Source organism: Methanococcoides sp. LMO-2, assembly GCF_038432375.1.
Taxonomy (GTDB): Archaea; Halobacteriota; Methanosarcinia; order Methanosarcinales; family Methanosarcinaceae; genus Methanococcoides; species Methanococcoides cohabitans.
The window spans coordinates 809291-829906 of record NZ_JBCAUS010000002.1 but is presented as its reverse complement, the minus strand read 5'-3'; the positions used below and the strand labels follow the sequence as shown (position 1 = coordinate 829906).

General features: G+C 43.6%; 23 protein-coding genes. 11 read left to right on the top strand and 12 right to left on the bottom strand.

Features of this window, described 5'->3' with window-relative positions:
* Nucleotides 1-69: 69 nt before the first annotated feature.
* The gene (locus WOA13_RS04230) at nucleotides 70-717 is read right to left on the bottom strand and encodes a cobalamin B12-binding domain-containing protein (protein WP_342126726.1); all 648 of its coding nucleotides are present in this window, start codon (nucleotides 715-717) and stop codon (nucleotides 70-72) included.
* A gap of 233 nt (nucleotides 718-950) precedes the next feature.
* On the opposite strand from WOA13_RS04230, the gene WOA13_RS04225 reads away from it, so the two are divergent.
* Entirely contained in the window at nucleotides 951-1184 is a 234-nt protein-coding gene (locus WOA13_RS04225; RefSeq protein ID WP_048204905.1) for a sulfurtransferase TusA family protein, read from the top strand.
* Nucleotides 1185-1346: 162 nt separating this feature from the next.
* Here WOA13_RS04225 and WOA13_RS04220 read toward each other — a convergent pair whose 3' ends face one another.
* From WOA13_RS04220 to WOA13_RS04210, 3 genes are read right to left on the bottom strand one after another with little or no spacing between them, the layout of a single operon-like run.
* Nucleotides 1347-2354: a DUF169 domain-containing protein gene (locus tag WOA13_RS04220; protein ID WP_342126725.1), complete on the bottom strand. Its 1008-nt coding sequence runs from the start codon at nucleotides 2352-2354 to the stop codon at nucleotides 1347-1349.
* Nucleotides 2351-3532, bottom strand: a complete 1182-nt coding sequence (pscS, locus tag WOA13_RS04215) for an O-phospho-L-seryl-tRNA:Cys-tRNA synthase (protein ID WP_342126893.1) — start codon at nucleotides 3530-3532, stop codon at nucleotides 2351-2353. The genes WOA13_RS04220 and pscS overlap by 4 nt, the downstream gene beginning before the upstream one ends.
* 59 nt (nucleotides 3533-3591) lie before the next feature.
* On the bottom strand, nucleotides 3592-3840 hold the full coding sequence (locus tag WOA13_RS04210; protein WP_342126724.1) for a thioredoxin family protein: 249 nt from the start codon (nucleotides 3838-3840) through the stop codon (nucleotides 3592-3594).
* Nucleotides 3841-3938: 98 nt separating this feature from the next.
* On the opposite strand from WOA13_RS04210, the gene WOA13_RS04205 reads away from it, so the two are divergent.
* Nucleotides 3939-4166, top strand: coding sequence for a hypothetical protein (locus WOA13_RS04205; protein ID WP_342126723.1), 228 nt, complete (start codon nucleotides 3939-3941; stop codon nucleotides 4164-4166).
* A gap of 127 nt (nucleotides 4167-4293) precedes the next feature.
* On the opposite strand, the gene WOA13_RS04200 is transcribed toward WOA13_RS04205, so the two are convergent.
* Nucleotides 4294-5253, bottom strand: a complete 960-nt coding sequence (locus WOA13_RS04200) for an inorganic phosphate transporter (protein ID WP_342126722.1) — start codon at nucleotides 5251-5253, stop codon at nucleotides 4294-4296.
* A 218-nt stretch (nucleotides 5254-5471) separates the two neighbouring features.
* Between WOA13_RS04200 and WOA13_RS04195 the strand changes: the two genes are divergently transcribed.
* The 4 genes from WOA13_RS04195 to cysN all read left to right on the top strand — a co-directional run bounded on the left by WOA13_RS04195 (nucleotide 5472) and on the right by cysN (nucleotide 9784).
* On the top strand, nucleotides 5472-6332 hold the full coding sequence (locus WOA13_RS04195) for a 4Fe-4S binding protein (protein ID WP_342126721.1): 861 nt from the start codon (nucleotides 5472-5474) through the stop codon (nucleotides 6330-6332).
* 135 nt (nucleotides 6333-6467) lie between these two features.
* A complete protein-coding gene (locus WOA13_RS04190; RefSeq protein WP_342126720.1) occupies nucleotides 6468-7211 on the top strand; it encodes a phosphoadenylyl-sulfate reductase in 744 nt (247 codons plus the stop codon).
* Nucleotides 7212-7331: 120 nt separating this feature from the next.
* Nucleotides 7332-8240, top strand: a complete 909-nt coding sequence (gene cysD / locus WOA13_RS04185; protein ID WP_342126719.1) for a sulfate adenylyltransferase subunit CysD — start codon at nucleotides 7332-7334, stop codon at nucleotides 8238-8240.
* Nucleotides 8237-9784 (top strand): sulfate adenylyltransferase subunit CysN, encoded by a 1548-nt coding sequence (cysN, locus tag WOA13_RS04180; RefSeq protein ID WP_342126718.1) that lies wholly within the window; start codon nucleotides 8237-8239, stop codon nucleotides 9782-9784. The genes cysD and cysN overlap by 4 nt, the downstream gene beginning before the upstream one ends.
* A 148-nt stretch (nucleotides 9785-9932) precedes the next feature.
* Here the strand turns inward: cysN and WOA13_RS04175 are convergent, their stop codons facing one another.
* The 3 genes from WOA13_RS04175 to thrC form a co-directional block, all read right to left on the bottom strand.
* Nucleotides 9933-10841, bottom strand: coding sequence for an ABC transporter substrate-binding protein (locus WOA13_RS04175; protein ID WP_342126717.1), 909 nt, complete (start codon nucleotides 10839-10841; stop codon nucleotides 9933-9935).
* 88 nt (nucleotides 10842-10929) lie between these two features.
* Nucleotides 10930-11205 (bottom strand): ubiquitin-like small modifier protein 1, encoded by a 276-nt coding sequence (locus tag WOA13_RS04170; protein ID WP_342126716.1) that lies wholly within the window; start codon nucleotides 11203-11205, stop codon nucleotides 10930-10932.
* Between the two features lie 21 nt (nucleotides 11206-11226).
* Entirely contained in the window at nucleotides 11227-12474 is a 1248-nt protein-coding gene (gene thrC / locus WOA13_RS04165; protein ID WP_342126715.1) for a threonine synthase, read from the bottom strand.
* A gap of 312 nt (nucleotides 12475-12786) precedes the next feature.
* On the opposite strand from thrC, the gene moeB reads away from it, so the two are divergent.
* The gene (gene moeB / locus WOA13_RS04160) at nucleotides 12787-13605 is read left to right on the top strand and encodes a molybdopterin-synthase adenylyltransferase MoeB (protein ID WP_342126714.1); all 819 of its coding nucleotides are present in this window, start codon (nucleotides 12787-12789) and stop codon (nucleotides 13603-13605) included.
* Nucleotides 13606-13681: 76 nt separating this feature from the next.
* On the opposite strand, the gene WOA13_RS04155 is transcribed toward moeB, so the two are convergent.
* Nucleotides 13682-13918 (bottom strand): sulfurtransferase TusA family protein, encoded by a 237-nt coding sequence (locus WOA13_RS04155; RefSeq protein WP_342126713.1) that lies wholly within the window; start codon nucleotides 13916-13918, stop codon nucleotides 13682-13684.
* 227 nt (nucleotides 13919-14145) lie between these two features.
* On the opposite strand from WOA13_RS04155, the gene WOA13_RS04150 reads away from it, so the two are divergent.
* The 4 genes from WOA13_RS04150 (at nucleotide 14146) to WOA13_RS04135 (ending at nucleotide 17570) form a co-directional block, all read left to right on the top strand.
* Entirely contained in the window at nucleotides 14146-14556 is a 411-nt protein-coding gene (locus tag WOA13_RS04150) for a threonyl-tRNA synthetase editing domain-containing protein (protein WP_342126712.1), read from the top strand.
* A gap of 96 nt (nucleotides 14557-14652) precedes the next feature.
* Complete coding sequence (locus WOA13_RS04145) at nucleotides 14653-15285, top strand: hypothetical protein (RefSeq protein ID WP_342126711.1); 633 nt, start codon at nucleotides 14653-14655, stop codon at nucleotides 15283-15285.
* Nucleotides 15286-15294: 9 nt separating this feature from the next.
* A complete protein-coding gene (locus WOA13_RS04140) occupies nucleotides 15295-15990 on the top strand; it encodes a tetratricopeptide repeat protein (RefSeq protein ID WP_342126710.1) in 696 nt (231 codons plus the stop codon).
* Between the two features lie 329 nt (nucleotides 15991-16319).
* On the top strand, nucleotides 16320-17570 hold the full coding sequence (locus tag WOA13_RS04135; RefSeq protein ID WP_342126892.1) for a PGF-pre-PGF domain-containing protein: 1251 nt from the start codon (nucleotides 16320-16322) through the stop codon (nucleotides 17568-17570).
* A gap of 166 nt (nucleotides 17571-17736) precedes the next feature.
* Here WOA13_RS04135 and WOA13_RS04130 read toward each other — a convergent pair whose 3' ends face one another.
* Genes WOA13_RS04130 through WOA13_RS04120 form a run of 3 tightly spaced genes read right to left on the bottom strand, consistent with a single transcriptional unit; the run spans nucleotide 17737 to nucleotide 20444 of the window.
* Nucleotides 17737-18672, bottom strand: coding sequence for a UDP-N-acetylglucosamine 3-dehydrogenase (locus tag WOA13_RS04130; protein ID WP_342126709.1), 936 nt, complete (start codon nucleotides 18670-18672; stop codon nucleotides 17737-17739).
* Nucleotide 18673: 1 nt separating this feature from the next.
* Nucleotides 18674-19750, bottom strand: coding sequence for a DegT/DnrJ/EryC1/StrS family aminotransferase (locus tag WOA13_RS04125; RefSeq protein ID WP_342126708.1), 1077 nt, complete (start codon nucleotides 19748-19750; stop codon nucleotides 18674-18676).
* 40 nt (nucleotides 19751-19790) lie between these two features.
* Nucleotides 19791-20444: an acyltransferase gene (locus tag WOA13_RS04120; RefSeq protein WP_342126707.1), complete on the bottom strand. Its 654-nt coding sequence runs from the start codon at nucleotides 20442-20444 to the stop codon at nucleotides 19791-19793.
* Between the last annotated feature and the right edge of the window lie 172 nt (nucleotides 20445-20616).

Sequence of the window (20616 nt, the reverse complement as noted above, 5' to 3'; positions counted from 1 at the left end):
GAAATTCACTATAGTGAATCACAATCGTGAATTGTATTATCTACTATATAAATGTATCTCCATTTTGGCTTAATTCATAAAACTTTCAGCGGCTTCTACTGCTTCCGTGGCAGTCCTGACACATGCATCAGCTCCGATGGAATCTGCATATTCCTGCGTAACCGGAGCTCCGCTAACAACCACTTTTACATTTTGCCGGATTCCCTTCTCTTCAAGGAGCTCGATCAATTCTTCAAGTTTTCCCATCGTTGTGCTTGTCATGGAGGACACTGCAACAATGTCGGCCTTATTGTCAATTGCCGCGTCGATGATCTCTGATGCAGTACGGTCCTTTCCGATATCAATAACATTGAATCCTGCGATCCTCAGCATACTTGCTGCAATGTTCTTCCCCAGGTCATGGGTATCGTTCCTGACAGTTGCCATTACGATCGTTCCTTTACTTTTAATTTCCACACCTTTCTCAGCCATCTTTTCAACAATGAGCTTGTTTGCTTTGTCAAGGATCAAAGTGGAGTTCATCAACTGGGACAGGAAATATTCCTTTTCTTCGAACCTTTTGCCAATTTCACTAAGGGCTTCTGCGAACTTTTCTAAAAGGTCTTTGATCTCATATCCATTTTCTATCCATTTTTCAATGGCATTGAAGACCCTCTTTTCATCGATCTCTACCAACGATGCATATGCTTCCCCAAGCAGTTCTTCTTTTGATGGCATTCTGATCCCTCTTTAAAACATATAATAAGTTTTCAGAAGACATGCTATATCTGTGTTTCTTCAGTAGTTCCGGTTTAACAGGTTCACTTCCCTATGAGATGGATATCCACACAGTCCATCATGTCTGAATTTCCCAATCTGGAATAATTCTGTCCTTATTTGCCTGTATCTTAGCCCTTATATCTTTACAGACTGAGCTATTTATTATAATAACAAAGACCAAAGGTGGAAATATGACTGAAGAACCAATTGAATTAGATCTCAGGGGGGAGATTTGTCCCTTTACTTTTGTAAAAACAAAATTACAGTTAGAAGAGCTGGAAAGTGGTGATAACCTTACTGTTATCTTTGATTATCCTCCTGCAGTGTCGAATGTTCCTAAAAGTGTGAAGAACGAAGGGCATACTATTCTTGGTATCGATAAAGAAGAGAACAATATCTGGAAAGTGCATATCAAAAAAGCCTGACTTGCAGGATTGTTTCATATTTCGAATTTAAAATTTAATTTTTAATTTTATCTTCTCCTTCTTCGTCGTTTACTTTTAAATTATTCTTCTCAAATAAATGAACTAAAAAATAGATAAAATGCAGATCTGCCATTGTTCATGGCAATCTGCTTTTGTTTACATTTAATGTATCGTCTTGCGCTTGAATTTGCCAACACGTTCCAGCATTACCTCTATTCCGTTGTTGACGAGTTCATTGAACTTTTCAGTTTTCATGGCTGCACGCCTGATGGGTTCGTGCAGATCGATCAGTAGTATCGCATCGACCCAGTTATCCCTGAGGCGATAGTTCATGGGCTCCTCGAAAAGGTCGGTTGCAACTTCTTCTGAGGATTTTGATGCATCTGCATCTTTGAATTTCACAGGAACATGCAGGGTTACTGATGAGCTTTTCCCGCTTTCGTCCTTTGGAATGTACAGCCTTACGATCTCATCCCCGAAACGTCCGATGAAATGGTCCGTTCCTTTCGTGAAACCAAGTGCAAGGATAGCCTCCACCAGACGTGCCGGCAGGTCGTCCATAAGACAGCCACAAAGCGCTTTCGTGATGGTTTCTTCTTTCAGTGACTCAGCGAGATCAACAAAGGCTTCCATGGGGAATCCGAACACGATCTCATCGTTCCTGTAATCGCTGAACATGCGTGCTCCGGAACACAGGAGTGAGAGGTTCACCTTGTTCTCCATTACCGGGATGGTGGTACATTCTCCACAGACAGCGAACTCTCCCTTGAACTTTGCATTCACCATGTCACCTTTCACTTTGGACAGGGTTGCAGCCACACGCATCAGCTTGCTGGCGGTTCCCACCACCACCACCACATCGGGTTCGAACTCACATTTATCAAGTGGTGTGACGGTCATGGTCTTTGTGTCCGCAGGCTTCATCCTTGGATACACATCGCCATAAGCAGGTTCTGTGAAACCCAGTGCCAGTTCCGCGCTTGCACAGGACATGTCATCAGCTGAACATGTATAGGATGTTCCAAAGGCTGCAGCTTTTCTCACGATCTCACAGTAACGCATGGGATGCGGTATATCTGGCTCCTCATTACTGTTGAACTTGACAGCGACCGGTGTAAAAGGCAACTCAAAGAATTGCCTGAACTGCTTTGTCAGTTCCGTATATTTCATGCTTCATCCTCCACCGGTATGTCGTATTTCCTTGCGATCTCAAGGAAAGCTCTGGCAACGTATTCTATCTGCTTTCTGCTGAGCCCGAACGTATTCAGTTTGAAACTCTTGCTCATGCCCGGCTGTATTCCCATTATCTTTCGTTTCTTCAGTTCATGGTACAGGAAATAACCACGTTTCTTTGATTTGGAAGCAGCTTCGAAGAACGGAAGGGATTCGAAAGCTACAAGTGTATGCTCTGTAGGCTTGACACCCATCTGGTGGAATCCTTCGATACGTTCGATCTGTGATGCAAGGTATCTTGCATTCTCTACTTCCTCATCCCAGTGCTTCACACGTTCCACAACAGCAGGGAATGATGCCATCAGTGACATTACCGGTGCTCCGAAGACAGGAGAACAGCCGAACAGGGCTACTTCCTTCTTGGTGAAGCCACGTCCGCTCCAGTCTCCTCTGATTGTAGATTTGTCGAATACCTGCTGGTTCCATTCGAAGGTTGTTGCAAGTATTCCCATTGGTGCGGATGCTGCCCAGCTTTTGTGTCCTGAAGCACAAAGGAAGTCAACGCCAAGTTTCTTCCCGTCAATTGGCATAACTCCTGATGAGTAAGCTGTGTTCAGCAGGAACGGTACGCCGTATTCCTTACAGATTTTCCCTACGGATGCTGCATCTGCCACATTCCCATAACGATAGTCAACATGTGTCAGCAGCGCCAGCGCAGGCAGTGACCCGGTATTGCGCTCTACTTCCTCGAACTTTTCCGCATACTTCTCAGGATCGATAGTAAATTCAGGGTAGCCACTATGCGGTACCTCTACGACCTTTAGCTGGTTCGCTTCTGCTGCAAGGTATGATGTATAATGTGCAAGTGAATCCAGTACAATGGTATCGCCGGGTTGTGTGACCATGTGCATAGCCGCCCATTTCGCATGTCGGCATCCGGCTGTGAACCTCACGTCGTCCATGTTCAGGAATTCTGCTATATCTGCTGTAAGGTTCCTTACAGGCGGGTTCTGGACCAGATCGACCCTTGACTCGAAACAGTAGTCACAAACTGAATAACCATCTGCGAATTCAAGTGTTGCTTTTCTGGCTTCAGCGGTAAGTACTCCTCCCCGCTGGATAGGGTTCAGGTTGATGTATGTGCTTTCAACCCCCCTGCTCAAATTTTTATAAATATCAAGGTTCAGTTAGGAATTCCCCCTGGATTCTTTTGTTCTGCTACGATTCCGTTTGATCAAAGGAACTCTTCAAGTTCCTCCAGTATCTCGTCCTTTTCCACTCGTCCGATCAGCGCGACCTCCCCATTAATAGTAATAGTAGGTACTTCTTCTATCCCTAGTTGCTTTGCTCTCTCAGCTCCTTCTGAGCTGGTTACGTTGATCTCTTTGAACATAACTCCTTCAGGAAGAACTTCGATTATCTGGTTCCTGACATAATGGCAGTTCATGCAAATATCGGAATAATATAGCTCTATTAATGTCATCGATGGTCTATTAACTGTCAGATAAATAACAAATGGTATCACGACAATTATTGCCTCCCCCATTACCTTATTAATATCTTGCATATATAAGGAGTTTCATGGACGCTACAACGATCAACAGAACAAAATCAGCGATAGATGCCCTTATCGAAGTTCAGCAGCTGTGGATAGACAATGTTCCTGAGTATGAGCTATCAGACAGGGAACTTGTAGTGCTGAAAAAACGGCTCAACCGTGCAATGGATAATGTCCGGAAGATCTATGAAGACAATGAAGAACTGATGAACAGGGCTGAAGAATCACTCAAAAAAGAAAATGCCAGGTGAAGCTGGCAGAGCTGATCAATAAGATTAATGTTAATATTTCTAGAGGATCTGTTAAAGTATATGATTCATCGAACCGGCATAAATTCATTCGTACCGATCCAGACTGGCAAACTATTGTTTTTTCATTTCAGGAAATAAGGCTGATGGCAGTATATGCCATCAGACCTGCTACCAGTGGTGATATTACCCACATTACCACAATTCGTCTTACCATCCTATTCTTCATCGTAGCCATGCCATTGTTGGCACATCCGATTCCTATAACCGCTGCCGGTACCAGCTGGCCGAGTGCCACAGGTATGCCGTAATGGGATGCAACGTGTACGATGATTGCCACGATCACTTCGATGAAGATTGCACGTATGGTACAGATCTCTGCTATATCCGTCCCGACGGTCTGGAGGACACGACCTCCTATCACTATAGCTCCAATGCCAAGCGTAAGACCTCCGATAACAGCTCCTGTTGTTGCGTCCACAAATCCTGCTCCTACGAGAGGACCGACAGCATTGGCAGCATTGTTTGCACCTGCCGAATAGGCAACATAACAACCGGTCACCGTCAGGAGTTTTCCGATAGTGCTTCTTATTTCTGCTTCCGATTCATGTTCCACAAGCCATACCACAAGTCGGGGGTGAATATATTTGCCGGAAAGATAAGCTAGAACGAATGCAAGTATCGGAGTAACGATCCACCAGCCTGCTATCTGTGAAAGCAGTTGGGTATCGAGTATCCCGTAGAATATACCGATTCCTACAATAGCACCTACTGCTGACTGGCTTGCTGATATCGGGACCTTTAGTATGTTCCCTATGAACAGGCTGATGGCAGCTGCACTTGTTGCAATGATAGCTGCTGTAATGGTAATTGTATTGCCTGGAATAATTCCTTCGCCAAGGGTCCTGATGACCTCTTCACCACTGATCAGGGCACCGAGAAGGGAAAATATTGCTATCAATATCACTGCCTGTCTTTTAGTACGGGCCCTTGCACCATATGCTGGCCCCATGGCAGCAGCTGCATTGTTCCCGCCGATGTTGATCCCCATGAAGATCGCAGATGCAATTGCAGCCAGTGCTATGATCATTTAGTGATAACCCCCTTTCAATAGTCCCGTTTAATTTTATATTTCCCGATTTACTTAGCTTTATTTACACACTTTTTCTGGAGTAAATATATAGCAAATGAAAGGTAATTTGTTATATAGCAATGGGGAATGGGGCTAAAATTACCACTAAAAGAGTGCAACTTTTGCCTTTTTATGTACCTATATATCTCAATCTGTGGAAGTTAGGGTGATAATACATGGGTAATAAGACTATCAACTATGACAGGCTCAAACAAGGCGGTTTTCTTCGCCAGAGGCAGAAGGAAGACCTTTTCTCAATGCGACTTCGTGTCGTTGGGGGTCAGCTGACCGCTGATCAGCTCAGGGCACTTGCAGATGCTTCCGAGAAGTATGGAAGAGGGGAGGTCCACATAACTGCACGGCAGGGACTTGAGATCTCATATGTTCCGTTCGATGATGCAGAGGACCTTCTTGATGAGCTTGAGAAAGGAGATGTTCATCAGGGTACCTGTGGACCCAGGGTCCGCGGAGTAGTTGCATGTCAGGGAAATCTCATTTGTCCGCGTGGACTGATCGATTCGGAGGATATTGCAAAGAAGATCGATGAGAAGTACTTTGCCATGGAACTTCCCGGCAAGTTCAAATTTGCAGTTACTGGCTGTCCGTCATCATGTATGAAGCCACAGGAGAATGATCTTGGAGTAATGGGGGGACTTGAGCCGGAATGGGTAAAGGATAAATGTACCTATTGTGGCCTCTGTCAAACAGTGTGTCCCGTGGATGCGATAAAGGTCGAGAATGGTGGCCTGGAATTTTACAGGGACAAATGTAATCTCTGTGGACAATGTCTCCTGATATGCCCGACAGAAGCATGGGTGAAGTCCCGTGAAGGTTACACGGTCTATGTTGGTGGCAAGGTCGGTAAACATCCAAGGCTTGGTGTCAAACTGACCGAGCTTGTGGATGAGAACACCCTGTTCAGGATAATCGAAAGGTCCGTGGAGTTCTTCAAGATCGAAGCAACTTCAGGAGAGCGGTTTGGAGATACTATCCAGCGTGTGGGCTTTGAAGAGTTCAAGGCTTTTGTGCTGGAATGAATTGAGTTTTCCGGGTAAGCAGCAAGAGGCTCATATCCGGATCTCATCTCTTCATTCCTCCTCATTACTGACACTTGCTGATACTATATGTCCAAGCACGGGATCATTCAATGAAAATCATCAGGAAATGGAACTATGCCGGAGCCAGATAAGGAATTAATAAAAGAAATGGAACAATTTGCTGAAGAATATAAGAGCAGATCACCACAGGAGATCCTTGAGTATGCACTGAACAGGTTTGGTTCAGGTATCTCTATCGCATTCAGTGGTGCTGAGGATGTTGTGCTCATTGATATGGCGACAAAGATCATGTCAGATGTGAGTGTATTCTCCATTGATACGGGGCGTCTTCATCCTGAAACCTACAAATTCTTCGAAGTGGTGCGGGATCATTACAACATTGATCTGGAGGTCTTCTTCGCGAACAGGGAAAAGACCGAGGAACTGGTTCACAAGAAGGGTATGTTTTCCTTCTACAAGGACGGGCACAAAGAATGTTGTGCTGCCAGAAAGGTCGATCCACTCAATCGTTCCCTTAGCAGGAGGTCTGCATGGATCACAGGCCAGCGCAAGGACCAGAGCCCCAACACACGTGCCGACATTCCTGTTGTAGAGTTAGATCCTGTATTTGGAGACGGCATGCTTGTAAAGTTCAATCCTCTGGCGAACTGGACCTCCAGGCAGGTCTGGGATTACATCAGGGAAAACGATGTTCCGTACAATGAACTCCATGAGAAGGGATATGTCAGCATTGGTTGTGAACCATGCACAAGACCCGTTCTGCCGGGACAGCATGAACGTGAAGGACGCTGGTGGTGGGAAGAAGCCACTAAAAAAGAATGTGGACTTCATTCGGGGAACATCAGTTCCCGGGATTGAAACTTAGTATTTGGACTTCTGAATCAATTCATCACAATTAGCACTTCAGAAGAAGGGATCACAGGTCCGATTGAGTACGTTATTGAATATCATTATGAATAAAATTAGTGGAGGGTCAAAATGGCAAGTGTGGAAGAATCTTATCATCTTTCAAATTTAAAGACACTTGAAGCCGAAAGCATAGGCATTATCCGAGAGGTTGCTGCAGAATTTGAAAATCCGGTGATGTTGTATTCTGTGGGCAAGGACTCGTCAGTGATGGCCCATCTGGCTATCAAGGCCTTTTACCCGAAAAAGGTGCCTTTCCCCTTATTGCACATTGATACGGGATACAAGTTCCCTGAAATGTATGAGTTCAGGGATTACTATACAAAGAAGCATGATCTTGACCTGAAAGTTCATAGGAATGAGGAGGCTCTCAAAAGAGGGGTAAATCCCCTTACAGTGGGAACGGTCAAATGTTGTGCCGAGCTTAAGACGAAAGCTCTCCTTGACGGACTAAAGGAAGGCGGCTATGATGCAGCCTTTGGTGGTGCCCGAAGGGACGAAGAGAAATCAAGGGCAAAGGAGAGGATATTTTCCTTCCGTGACAAACATGGGCAGTGGAACCCAAAGGACCAGAAACCCGAATTGTGGAATCTTTTCAATTCAAAGATCGATCCCGGGGAGTCTATCAGGATATTCCCGCTCTCAAACTGGACAGAGCTTGATATCTGGACATATATCTACCATGAGAATATTGAGATCGTTCCACTTTACTTTGCGAAGAAAAGGCCGGTCATCGAGAAGCATGGTCAGCTAATTCCGGTCTATACGGATGAGCACGAGGAGGAGGTCAAGGAGGTCATGTGCCGTTTCAGGACACTGGGATGCCATTACTGTACAGGTGCAGTAAGGTCAGAGGCAGACACCCTCCCGAAGATAATTGAGGAGATGATGGTTGCCCGTCATTCCGAGCGTATCACAAGGGTGATCGATCACGACCAGGATAGTTCCATGGAGCAAAAGAAGAAGGAGGGATACTTTTGAAGGATTCTGGCTCTTTGATAGAACAAAATCAGAATATCGACCTGTTAAGGTTTGCCACTGCAGGAAGTGTGGATGATGGCAAATCAACCCTTATCGGGAGATTGTTATATGATTCAAAATCAATATTCGAGGATCAGCTGAATCTGATAAAGACATTCTCGAAGACCCACAGGAACCAGGAGATCGACTACTCACTGGTAACCGATGGTCTGAAATCAGAACGTGAACAGGGAATCACGATCGATGTCGCATACAGGTTCTATTCGACCCCCAAGAGGCGTTTTATTATTGCCGATACTCCCGGGCATGAGCAATACACAAGGAACATGGCAACAGGTGCATCTAATGCATCCCTCGCCCTGATCCTTATTGACGCCAGGAATGGAGTTGTGACGCAGACAAAACGCCATTCGTTCATCTCGTCCCTTCTCGGGATCCGGAACTTTGTGGTAGCGGTTAACAAAATGGATCTTGTGGATTATTCAGAAGAAGTGTTCGAGAACATTGTGAGCGAGTTCAATGCTTTTGCTGATAAGTTATCAGATGAATCAATTTACTTCATACCCATAAGTGCCCTTAAAGGTGACAATGTCATCGATCGAAGTGAAAATATGCCCTGGTATAAGGGATCCACATTGCTTGATTATCTGGAGAATGTGAATGTAACAGGTGGTCGCAACCTTAATGATTTCAGGTTCCCAGTCCAGTATGTTAACTGGGGCGGAGGCGATGATTTCAGGGGTTATTGTGGTACAATAGCTTCGGGAGTGATCCACAAAGGAGATGAAGTGAGAGTGCTCCCATCAGGTAAGACAAGCAAAATTTCAAGGATCGTTACGTATGACGGTGACCTTGATCATGCCTTTGCTCCCATGGCAGTGACCCTCTGTCTTGAGGATGACATTGACATAAGCCGCGGTGATATGATCGCGAAGGTTGATGATCTTCCTGTAATTGCCGGAAGTCTGGAGGCAAACATCGTATGGATGGACAGCGATCCCATGGAGATTGGGAAGGATTATGTGATCAAGCATACTACCAGCATGGTAAAGGGAAGTTTCTCTGAAGTGCTTCACGAGTTCGACCCAGAGGATATCAGCATGAGATCTTCGGAGTTCCTGAGCTTAAATGAGATCGGAAAGGTCAAGGTCGAGTTAAAGGCCCCGATATTTGCCGACATTTACTCTGAGAACAAGATCACAGGTTCGTTCATTGTGATCGATCCTCACACCAACCAGACAGCTGCTGCTGGTATGGTCACTAAATACAAGCAGGTATCTCCTGACAAAGCCTGCAAAGCTGTCAAGCCCAGGGTTATCAGGTATCTGGGAGACAAAAAAGAAGAGGCACAGGCGAATTATGATCGCCTTTCCATGCAGGGTACGCATTGTATCTATGTGGATGATGAGCTGCTACAGGAAAACATCTGCAAGGGAATTCCGGTTGATAGTGCGCAATATTCCGACACTATTGAGGGTCTGTGTGAGATCGTTACAAGATCCGGTGTTTCTGTGGTCTTGTGTTCTGATCATGTGAACAGTTGAACTCATTGAGGTGGGAACTTCTGCATTTGATCGATGCATTGGGAGTTTTTCCTCCTCTCTTTTTTTCTTAAGCGTGCAGGTATGCGATTGAAAAAATACCAAAAGGTCTGAAGAGTAAAGCTATGGAAAAATGAATGGCCTATTCGTGTTAAAGTTCCAGCTCTTCAACAAAACGAAGGTCAAAGATATCTTTCTGCTCGAGCTTCTTTGAGATATATCCGAGTTCGTTCAACACATCTACGAATCTCATAGTGGAACCAATGTAATTTTCTGATATGCCTGCTGAGTATTTTGGTGATACTTCATACATCTCTTTCACAAAGTCGGCATCTATTATTTCAATGGTATCGGAAACGAGCTTTGATGCCTCTTTTGTATTTTCACGAATGAATTCACAGGCATTTTCATGCAATTTAATGAACTTCAAAAGAGTATCAGGTGAGTTCTCGATCATGACACAGGTTGCAACTATCCCGTAACTTGGATTATCAGGCCACAGCTTTTCAGGCGGTATCACCATTTTTGTATCACAGTACCTTTTTGCCACAACAGCAAGTGATGGTGTCCCAACTGCAACTTTGATCTCCCCGTCTGCTATTGCTTCGGGGATCATGTCTGCCCACTCGTAGTTCAGGACATCGATGTCATTCTCAAACCCTGCTTCCTTAATATAGTTCCTGATGATCACATCATGAATGGAGCCGGAAGGTGGACAGGCTATTAAATGCCCTTTAAATTGTTCCAGAAAATTTCTCTTGTCATATCCACATTCTTCGAGGGTCCGGAATTCAGGAGTGGCTATCATCACAGTTCCTTCAACATGACCGCCTGCAATACACCTGACATCTAATCCGCCATCGATCCCTATCATTGTGGGAGGCAGGCCGATATATCCGATGTCCAGCTCGTTATTCTCGAGTGCATGGACGATCGCAGGTCCTCCTCCAAAAAGTTTCCACTCAGGTTCAATGCCTGCTTTTTCAAGCCAGTCTGTCCCCATCAGTATGAATGAGGTATGGTACATGGTAGAAAGGTGTCCGATTCTCAATTTCATCATAGGTTCACCACTTCGGGGAATGGCAGGCTTTTAGTGGTCCATTATCTTCCGGATCAACAGGCCTGCTCTTCCACTGTACTTTTAAGGATCAGCCACCGCTTACTGCTGGCAAAATTGATATTTCGTCAGTATCGGATATTTTGGTGTCAAGTCCTGAAAGGTGTCTTATGTCTTCTCCATTGACATAGACATTTACGAACCTTCGTACTTCACCGTCCTGAAGCAGGCGTCTTTCGAACTCATCCCCGTACTCGCGTGTAAGTCTATCAAAAAGGGTCTTTATTGTAACAGTACCCAGATCGATATTTGCGGATCTCGTTTTTGTTATGTTGTTAAGTGCTGATGAAAATCTTATAGATACCATTTTGTTTCACCTCTAGATTTATTAATTGTTGGTTTTTGTGATATTGTTGAGCTTCTTTGTGAATTCGGAATATGATGGTTTTATGGACTCCGGTCTCTCAACTGCCCCCGCAATCGTATCCTGTGCTTTCAGACCATTACCTGTTACATATACAACTGTTCTTTCATCGGGGTCAATATGGCCGCTTTCTACAAGGCTCTTAAGACCAGCAACTGTTGTTCCGCCGGCAGGTTCTGTGAAAATTCCTTCAGTACTTGCAAGCAGGCGGATAGCCTCAAGTATCTCCTCGTTCGTTACGGATGCAGCATAACCTCCTGAAGTCTGGATCGCCTGCTTTGCATAGTATCCGTCAGCAGGATTTCCGATAGCTAGGCTGTGTGCAATTGTGTCAAGTTCCCTTATCGGGATGACTTCTGTATCGTTCTGAACAGCGGTCGATATTGGGGAACATCCGCTTGGCTGTGAACCGGATATTCTGATGCAACTGCTTCCATCTATGAACCCTATCTTTTCAAGTTCCTTGTAACCTCTGGTCAATGCACAAAGCAGTGCTCCGCTTCCAAGCGGTGCAACGATGTGATCAGGAGCATTCCATCCAAGCTGCTCGGCAGTTTCAAACGCAAGGGTCCTGGATCCTTCCGTGTAGTATGGTCTGACATTTATGTTTACAAATGCCCAGTCGGGATTCTGGTCAGCAACCTCACTTGCAAGGCGGTTTGCATCATCATATGTCCCGTCAACAGCTATGACGTTTGGATCGTATGTGAGCATCTGTGTTATCTTACCGGTCTCAATGGAGGAAGGTATGAAGACGTATGCCGGAATTCCAGCTTTTGCAGCATGTGCTCCTACTGCGGATGCGAGGTTTCCGGTGGATGCACAGCCAATTGCAGTGGCACCGAGTTCCAGGGCCTTGCTTACTGCAACTGAAGTGACCCTGTCCTTGAATGAATTCGTGGGATTCACGGAATCGTCAAGAATGTATAATTCCTTAAGTCCCAGTTCTTTACCGAGGTTCTTTGCATGATGCAATTTATTGTAGCCTGAACCAAGATCAACATAATTCGTTCCATCTATCGGAAGAAGGTCTGCATATCTCCAGATAGATGGAGGACCTCTTGCTATCTTTTCTTTACTTGCCGTGTCCTGTATTTCATCCCAGTCGTAGTGTACTTCAAGTGGTCCGAAACATTCGTAGCAGGTATTTTGGATACCAGCCTCATATTCAGCACCACATTCTCTGCATTTTAATCCAATTACTTTACTCATTTTGTAACTCTCTCCTGATGTTCAGATTATTAATTATTCGTAATAAAAACACGTTATAATATTACCATTAGTTATTAGGCAATACTTACCTGTATCTTACTATGATGTCTCATTGATCTGTTTTTGAGACTCTTGGAGTAAAAGTAAACAAAAATGAGCAAATTTGCCGCTTTCTATATCTATTTATCAGGGAATTACAGTTTTTTGAAAATGCTGACACGAATTGAACTTGCAATATAGCATTTCAATGGCAATTAGGTTGGCTACGACCGATGTAATTCAGCATGATTTATGATTTTCAGGGAGGCAAAAATGTTAGGTGAATTTACTGAAGAACAGATCAGGCGGTATTCAAGACACATAATACTGCAGGAAGTTGGTGGTAAGGGACAACAGAAGTTATTGTCTTCCAGAGTGCTCTGTATAGGTGCAGGAGGTCTTGGTTCTCCTATTATACAGTATCTGGCAGCCGCCGGAGTTGGGGCTATCGGTATCGTTGATGACGACGTTGTAGACCTTAGCAATCTTCAAAGGCAGGTCATACATGGAGGTAATTTGGATGTTCCAAAGGTCGAATCTGCAAAACAGTATGTTGAGAACCTGAACCCTGATGTGAAAGTTATAACTTATCAGGAACGGATCAGTCCTGACAATATCCTGGATATAATAAACGACTACGACATCGTAGTGGATGGTTCTGATAATTTTGCCACCCGCTACCTGGTCAACGATGCCTGTGTGCTTGCAAAAAAACCTCTTTCTCACGGTAGCATCTTTCGTTTTGAAGGTCAGGTTACGACAATACTTCCTGATGAAGGTCCATGTTACAGGTGTCTTTTTGAACATGCTCCGCCTGCCGGAATGGTCCCAAGCTGTCAGGAGGCCGGAGTCATCGGAGTACTTCCTGGTATAATTGGTGTCATCCAGGCAACTGAGGTCATCAAATACTTGCTGGGATTCGGGGATCTGCTAAAAGGGCGACTTATATTCTATGATGCCTTCGGCATGTCATTTGATGAGATCAAGGTACGTAAGAACCCTTCATGTCCGGTATGTGGGACAGAGCCTTCTATAATTTCAATTGAGGATGAGAATTATCAGCAAGGAGGCGGGGTCTGTAGTATTGGATGAACTCTTATCAGAGTGTCAGGAATAAAGGTCCTGCATATCAAAACTCAAAGTATCAAAATATCAAAGGGAATGAACATCAGGCCTTGCGGACGTATATGTTGAAGACTCCTCCCTTTTCTTCAACCGCAAGCAGTACATTCCCTGTCTTTTTTGTCCATGTGGCGATGTTCTGTGGGGTCATGGCCTCATTTGCTATGACTAACAGAACTTCACCTTTTTCCAGCTCATCCATTAGTTCTTTTGTTCTGATAAGTGGATACGGGCAGCACTGTCCTCTCACATCAAGTTCAAAGTCTGCTATTATTTTATCCATTTGAATCAACCATGATTATAATCTGTTTAATATTGTAGATATTCAATGAGGCAATATTTACATTGTTCTTATTTTTTACAATGTTCCCCTGTTTCTTTCTTCATTGGCAGTTCTTACCTCAATCATTGTGGTTATGTAGGTGCTTGCTTCTTACTAGCATTGTTCAACGCTTTATCATATTAGATCCAGAATATGAATATCATTCTACTAATGGAGGAAAAAGGACCATGAAAATGTTAATGTTCGATACGGGATCTTTTTGGTTTGAAACTTTCAGCAAGACCCTTGACCACGTAGATGATATCGAAAGAGAGGAATCTTTTACGGATTCTGCAGTTGTTTTCATTCATGTTGAAGCAGAGGATGAACCAAGAAAGAACAAAGTGGTAAAAAGTGCAGTTGCAAACCTGAAATGGTACTTAAATAAAGTCAATAAAAAAAGGATCGTACTGCATTCATTTGCTCATCTTTCTTCAAGCAAATCCTCTCCTGAGTTTGCAGTAGAGGTCATTTTGGCAATAAAGGATAAGCTGGAAAGTAAAGGGTTCGAACCCCATACCACCGCTTTCGGTTATTTTTCAGAATTCTCGATCCATGTTCGTGGTGAATCTCTGGCAAAAGTGTTCAAAGAGATCTGAATGCATATTCGTGCATCCTTGCATTTCCATTCTTTCCGTTTTCCTCGGCCAGTTTTCAATACCTATAATTAGCAAAAGTAACATTCTTGAATATGTATGGGCGATGAGGGTGGACTTCCCGAGAGCGAGGGTTTTGAAGAACTCATAAAGTACACTGTTCCAGGCTATGTATTGGGCCTTATTGCAGGCATCTTTCTTGATATGCAGGGTTATCAGACAAGCCCTGTGGGACAATGGCTGGTCAGGACGCTTTCAGGAGAAGGCGAAAGTATACTTGAAGGGATATATTCGATACGCCAGCGCTTTCTTGGAGGTACAGGCACAATGGCTGAAGCCTACGGCTGGGGCAAGTTGTTCGGGCTGGCAGTGCCATGGATCATTGATCTTGCAAGCCGTCTGGCAGGTGTTAACGTTTATGGTGTTGAGGGTTTCTACATTCCTTACTTCTATGCACTTAGTGACCAGATAGGAGCAAACATTTCCGGGATGCTTTTCCTGAGAAGAAAAGAAGGTGTTTGGTCCGGAGCTTTCAGCAGGTATATACATCATCCGGTTATGCTTGCAAGTCTTGCAATAATCGTGATCGTACCTGTGGGTCTTTTGCTTTTACGTTTATATGGTTTCAGTCCGACAACCCAAACCTTTACTGCACTTGAGACCATTGTGGCAAACCTATGCTGGGTCCCACCTCTTGTGGGCTGGTATGTTCAGAGAAAAAGAGATATCTGAGGATATTATATGGCAAAGGATGATGTAAATAAGGTCGTTGAGAGGTATATTGCCTCCGGCAGGGCGGAAAAGGATGTTAATAAGAAAGAACATTATTTCCGGATGGCTTTGCAGCTGCAGCCCAAAAATGTGCACGCATTGAATAATCTGGCTCTTCTTTTGCAGCATGAACGCAAGTTCAGAGATTCAGTTGCCCTTTATGAGAAGATCCTGAGCATAGGTGTTGTGGCAAGACCTTATCCTGTATACTACAATATCTCAATTTGCCTGAAGAACCTTGGTAACCTTGAAGGTGCAAAAACATACATCAACCGGGCACTGGGAATAAAACCCGGTGATGAGATGCTATTGGAACTGAAAGAAGAGATAACTGACCTTCTAAACAGTGCCCCAAAGGGTTCAGCTCCAAAGATGACTTCCAGTTCTCCGGGTGTTGGAGAGGTTTACGATCACTGGGATCCTCCTGCGGTTTCGACACTTACAAGCCAGATGTATTATGCTGACTGGAATGATTACAAGTATCATCGTGGGCTGGGTGAGACCGATCTTCATGAAAAGGTTGTCAGGGAGAAACTGGAAAAGCGAGTTTATTGCTGTAGTTCTTGTCGCTATTTCTCTGCAGGGGCCTGCAGGAAAAAGGGGAAAGCTGGCAGGAAAGTGCGGTCTGATTCTATATGCAAACAATTTATTCCGCAAAAGGATTGATTAGTTTTGCTTTGATTGAATAAAGCGGCACTCCACATTTAAAATTTAATTATGTGGTCAGAATGTATATTAATCATGTCTATATATATTTTGGGAAACAAATCCTTTTTTAAAGGAACCCGTTTATTTATAGAAAGGTTTATCTATAAAGTTGTTGTACTCTAATTTGCCTTTAGGAGAGAACGTTGAGACCATTCCTGAACACAAACAAATTACTATTGTACCACCAACATATTCCCCCACTCAACTCAAAGTTCTCTTCTAGTGGTTCCATTCAAAAGATTCATATCTTATATGGAACTAATTTTTGATTGTAAGTGGTGATCAATATGAAAGTAAAATCTTTACTCACAAATAGTTTTACGAATAGTTTTTCAGGCCCCCCTGGCAACAAAATTTTCAGTCACCTTCTTGTGGTATTTTTATTTTTGCTGTCAGTGTTCACCTTTATTGACCCAGTCTCTGCAGAGACTTTAGTGATCCTATCTCCGGATAATCAATCTGCAGAAGTGGGATCTGAATTTGTTGTTAATGTCTATGTAGAATCAGATGTGCCTATCTCGGGGATGCAGTTCGACCTTTATTTTGATGGGTCTATGCTTAATGTAAAAAGTGTGTTAGAAGGTGATCTTTTTAGCAAGACTGCGACTACTTTTTTCAATAAAGGCACTATTGACAATACAGCAGGTAGTATCATATATTCTCATGGTGTAATTCTTGGGAAAGAAGAAGTTACTAATCCCGGCGTACTTGCAACTATTGTTTTTGAACCTCTCAAGGCGGGTACTTCAGATCTGAACTTTGCAAATGTTATAATAAGCAATTCCAGTGGATCATCGGTTCCGATATCTGTGAATGATGCTGTTGTGATAATATCTGATACATCATTTACAGGGGTAAATACAGGTAGTAGTGGTTCCGGAAGTAGTGGTGGAGGTGGCGGTGGTGCTACCGGTGAAGCTTTTGACAATATTCTTGTGAAAGATGCTTCTACTTCCAATGTGGTTGCAGGGGAGCTGTCGAGATACGAATTCAGTGAAGAAAAATCCCCAATTGGCTATATTCAGTTCAAGGGTGTGAGCAATGCAGGTCAGATCAGTACACTCATTGAAGTTTTGGAGGGAACTTCTAAGCTTGTAGGTTCACAGGCCCCGGGCGTTGTATATCAGAATATGAATATCTGGGTAGGTAATGCCGCATTTGGTGATGATAAGATTGAGGATGCTGTTATAGGTTTCAGGGTAAGTAAAGAATGGCTCTTTGAAAATGATATTGAAGCATCAAGTGTTGTATTATATCGTTATAGTGATGAGAAATGGAACCGGCTTTCTACGATCGATATTGAAGAAGATGATCAATACAGCTATTTTGAAGCAGAAACTCCTGGCTTCTCACCATTTGCAATAACTGCGATCACGGAAAAGCCAGGCTCAGCAGAAACTGGGGATTCTGTTGATGAAGTTTCTTCAGAGGACGCTGGCATCAATGATAACGATGATCAAACCCTGAGTCAGAATATGGTTCTGGTGATTTTCATTGTTTTCATGTTCCTGGCTGTAAAGCGTGGCAGAGGTCGTTAACCCTCTGTCATATTTTCTCAAAATAATTTCAATTTTTAGCAATTCTCCCGGTAGTTTCGTTATATTATTTGTCAAGAGAAATCGATATACAAGAATAAGGTGAGTTGAATAAAGAAAAGAAGTGAAGAGAAATGAAAAGAAAAAGGAAGAATGAGCTAGAAACAAGTCAGTCTATCTTGATTATACTATCACGATTGTAAGATTCTATGGCTGCGAGTGCAACTTTAAGTGCATGCTTTCCATCAATACCTGATTCGAGTGGTGTCTTTCCTTCTCTCACACATGTAATGAAGTGCTCAAGCTCTTTTTGAAGTGGTTCAGCTTTCTCAACCTTTGCATCTCTTATCCATTTTTCATCGTGTATAGTAACAGTCTGGTCTACATAATCCAGATAGCCAACACCTTCTACTCCGATAACTTCCATTTTCCTCACTTTATGGGGGGTCAGCCAGTTAATGTTGACAACACCTGCCTGTTCTTCGTCAAATCTCAGCATCACGGATGCATGGTCTTCTTTAGAGTGTATGTCCTTACCTGCAATAGCATATACTTCAGAGACATCACCGCCGTACATGTATGCTATGGCATCGATATCATGTACTCCGAGATCCAGAATAATTCCTACATCCCTTATCCTTGGATTGTATGGGCCAACTCTCTTTGTCGAGATAGAAACGATCTTTCCAAGCAGTCCGCTATCTATTATTTCTTTCATTTTTGTTGTTGCGGGGTTGAATCTCTCGATCTGGCCTACCATAAGGATAACTCCTGCCTTTTCGGCAGCTTCTATCATTATATCGGCGTTTTCAAGGGTATCTGCAATTGGTTTTTCTACAAGTATATTGGTATCTGCATTTATGGCATCCAATGTGACAGCTTTATGAAGTGTTGTCGGAACGACAATACTGACTGCATCGAGTCCTTCCATCAAAAGCTCTTTGTGGTCAGTAAAGGCTTTGGCACCATATTTCTCTGCCATTTCTTCGACCCTGTATTTGTCAACATCAGATATCCCTACAAGTTCCACTCCTTCCATTTCACTGTAGATCCTTACATGGTGCTGCCCCATGGCACCGACTCCGATAACTCCTACACGCAACATTTTACTTTACCCCCGCAATTACATTTTCAATTATCTGTTCAATATTCTGCTCTGAAACACCAGGATGTACTGGTAGTGAAACAACTTCCTTAGCTGCTTTTTCACAGATCGGCAGATCATAATTGTACCCTGCTTCAATATATGTTGGCTGCATATGTATTGGTATCGGGTAATATACACCCGTGCCGATCTCGTTCTGTTTCAATTTTGTGACTAGTTCATCACGGTTGGCTACTCTTATTGTATATTGGTGGAACACGTGCCCACTCCCTTTCCTGATGGTCGGGACAGTGATTCCGGGTATGTCTTTTAGTCTTTCAGATAGCAGGGATGCATTGTTTCTGCGTGCAGAGTTGTATCCCTCGATCTTTTTGAGCTGAACCAGTCCGATGGCAGCTGCAATATCTGTCATTCTGAAATTATAGCCAACCATCTCATGCAGATAACGCTCCTGTGATCCATGTGCACGTATCATTCTTGCTTTTCGTGCGACCTCACTATCATTAGTAGTAATGATGCCGCCTTCGCCCGTGGTCATATTCTTTGTAGGATAGAAGCTGAAAGCACCTGTTCCAAAAGAGCCAACTTTCCTGCCATGATATGTAGCACCATGGGCCTGGCATGCATCTTCAATAATGGCAAGGCCATGGTCTTCTGCAATTTCATTTATAGCTTTCATCTCCGCCGGATGTCCGTAGAGATGTACCGGCATCAGTGCTTTTGTATCGTTGGTTATACTGTCCTCTATCTTCTCCGGGTCGATATTGAATGTTTCAGGATCTATATCTGAAAATACTGGTTTTGCACCAGTATACAGAATGCTGTTAGCAGTTGCTATGAAACTGAATGAAGTTGTGATGACCTCATCGCCTTTACCGATCCCATGTGCCAGAAGGGCAGTATGAAGTGCGGCCGTTCCTGAGTTCACTGCCACTGCATGTTCTGTACCGATATAGTCAGCAAAAGCAGATTCGAATTCTGCAACACGTTTGCCTTCTGCAATAATCCCTGATGTCATTACCTTAGAAACTGCATCGATCTCCTCTTTTCCAATGTCCGGTTTTGCTATTGGGATCATTATATCGCTCCTGTGTTCTTCTTTTCTTCATCAGCAATTATCAGATATTATTAAGTGAACGCATTTCTTCCGGCAGTTCCTGGATTTTTGCAGGGCTTCCGATCGCAAGTTGCCACGGTGGAACCTCTTTTGTAACTAATGCACCACCGGCTACGAAGGCACCCTCTCCGATCTCAACTCCTGGAAGTATGGTGGCATTTGCACCAATGGATGCTCCTTTTCGAATAATGGGGCCTTCAGGATTGTACTCTTTACGTATTGGATACTTATCATTCGCAAGGACTGCACAGGGGCCGATGAAGACGTTGTCCTCGATGGTCACATGGGTGGGGATATATACATTGCCCTGGATGCTGACATTGTTTCCGATGGTCACATTCCCGTCGATGATAACGTTGGTCCCTATCAGGACATTGTCTCCGATATTGGTGTTCTCGCGTATCATACAGTTGTGTCCGGTCCTGAAGTTGCTTCCAGTCCTGACATTACTGAAGATCGTTGTGTTCGGTCTTATGAAGGATCCCGGTCCGATCTCACATCCGGTAAAATCAGAATCTTCGATAGATCTTCCGTTCTCAAGTATTTCTGTAAGGATACTGTGCTCTGGATATCCAATGATCACGTTCTCAAGTATTACTGAATTATCCCCGATAATACTTGACCCATATATCTTTGCAGAACTATGTATATTCAAATTATTATCTCCCTGCGAGATCCCTGATACCTAACTCCCCGAAAGCTTGAATCTCTTAATAAGATATTACGTTCCCATTATATTATAATTTTCTAATTAATGGTGCAACATTTTAATTGTATTTACTTATTTTCTGATTTGTACTAATATGGGATTTTTGCAGTAATTCTCA

Excerpts from the sequence above, each read along its gene's own strand:
- WOA13_RS04230 (WP_342126726.1), bottom strand. The coding sequence starts at position 717 with ATGCCATCAAAAGAAGAACTGCTTGGGGAAGCATATGCATCGTTGGTA.
- WOA13_RS04225 (WP_048204905.1), top strand. The coding sequence starts at position 951 with ATGACTGAAGAACCAATTGAATTAGATCTCAGGGGGGAGATTTGTCCC.
- WOA13_RS04220 (WP_342126725.1), bottom strand. The coding sequence starts at position 2,354 with ATGAAATATACGGAACTGACAAAGCAGTTCAGGCAATTCTTTGAGTTG.
- WOA13_RS04210 (WP_342126724.1), bottom strand. The coding sequence starts at position 3,840 with ATGACATTAATAGAGCTATATTATTCCGATATTTGCATGAACTGCCAT.
- WOA13_RS04205 (WP_342126723.1), top strand. The coding sequence starts at position 3,939 with ATGGACGCTACAACGATCAACAGAACAAAATCAGCGATAGATGCCCTT.
- WOA13_RS04200 (WP_342126722.1), bottom strand. The coding sequence starts at position 5,253 with ATGATCATAGCACTGGCTGCAATTGCATCTGCGATCTTCATGGGGATC.
- WOA13_RS04195 (WP_342126721.1), top strand. The coding sequence starts at position 5,472 with ATGGGTAATAAGACTATCAACTATGACAGGCTCAAACAAGGCGGTTTT.
- WOA13_RS04190 (WP_342126720.1), top strand. The coding sequence starts at position 6,468 with ATGCCGGAGCCAGATAAGGAATTAATAAAAGAAATGGAACAATTTGCT.
- cysD (WP_342126719.1), top strand. The coding sequence starts at position 7,332 with ATGGCAAGTGTGGAAGAATCTTATCATCTTTCAAATTTAAAGACACTT.
- WOA13_RS04175 (WP_342126717.1), bottom strand. The coding sequence starts at position 10,841 with ATGATGAAATTGAGAATCGGACACCTTTCTACCATGTACCATACCTCA.
- WOA13_RS04170 (WP_342126716.1), bottom strand. The coding sequence starts at position 11,205 with ATGGTATCTATAAGATTTTCATCAGCACTTAACAACATAACAAAAACG.
- thrC (WP_342126715.1), bottom strand. The coding sequence starts at position 12,474 with ATGAGTAAAGTAATTGGATTAAAATGCAGAGAATGTGGTGCTGAATAT.
- moeB (WP_342126714.1), top strand. The coding sequence starts at position 12,787 with ATGTTAGGTGAATTTACTGAAGAACAGATCAGGCGGTATTCAAGACAC.
- WOA13_RS04155 (WP_342126713.1), bottom strand. The coding sequence starts at position 13,918 with ATGGATAAAATAATAGCAGACTTTGAACTTGATGTGAGAGGACAGTGC.
- WOA13_RS04150 (WP_342126712.1), top strand. The coding sequence starts at position 14,146 with ATGAAAATGTTAATGTTCGATACGGGATCTTTTTGGTTTGAAACTTTC.
- WOA13_RS04145 (WP_342126711.1), top strand. The coding sequence starts at position 14,653 with ATGGGCGATGAGGGTGGACTTCCCGAGAGCGAGGGTTTTGAAGAACTC.
- WOA13_RS04140 (WP_342126710.1), top strand. The coding sequence starts at position 15,295 with ATGGCAAAGGATGATGTAAATAAGGTCGTTGAGAGGTATATTGCCTCC.
- WOA13_RS04135 (WP_342126892.1), top strand. The coding sequence starts at position 16,320 with ATGAAAGTAAAATCTTTACTCACAAATAGTTTTACGAATAGTTTTTCA.
- WOA13_RS04130 (WP_342126709.1), bottom strand. The coding sequence starts at position 18,672 with ATGTTGCGTGTAGGAGTTATCGGAGTCGGTGCCATGGGGCAGCACCAT.
- WOA13_RS04125 (WP_342126708.1), bottom strand. The coding sequence starts at position 19,750 with ATGATCCCAATAGCAAAACCGGACATTGGAAAAGAGGAGATCGATGCA.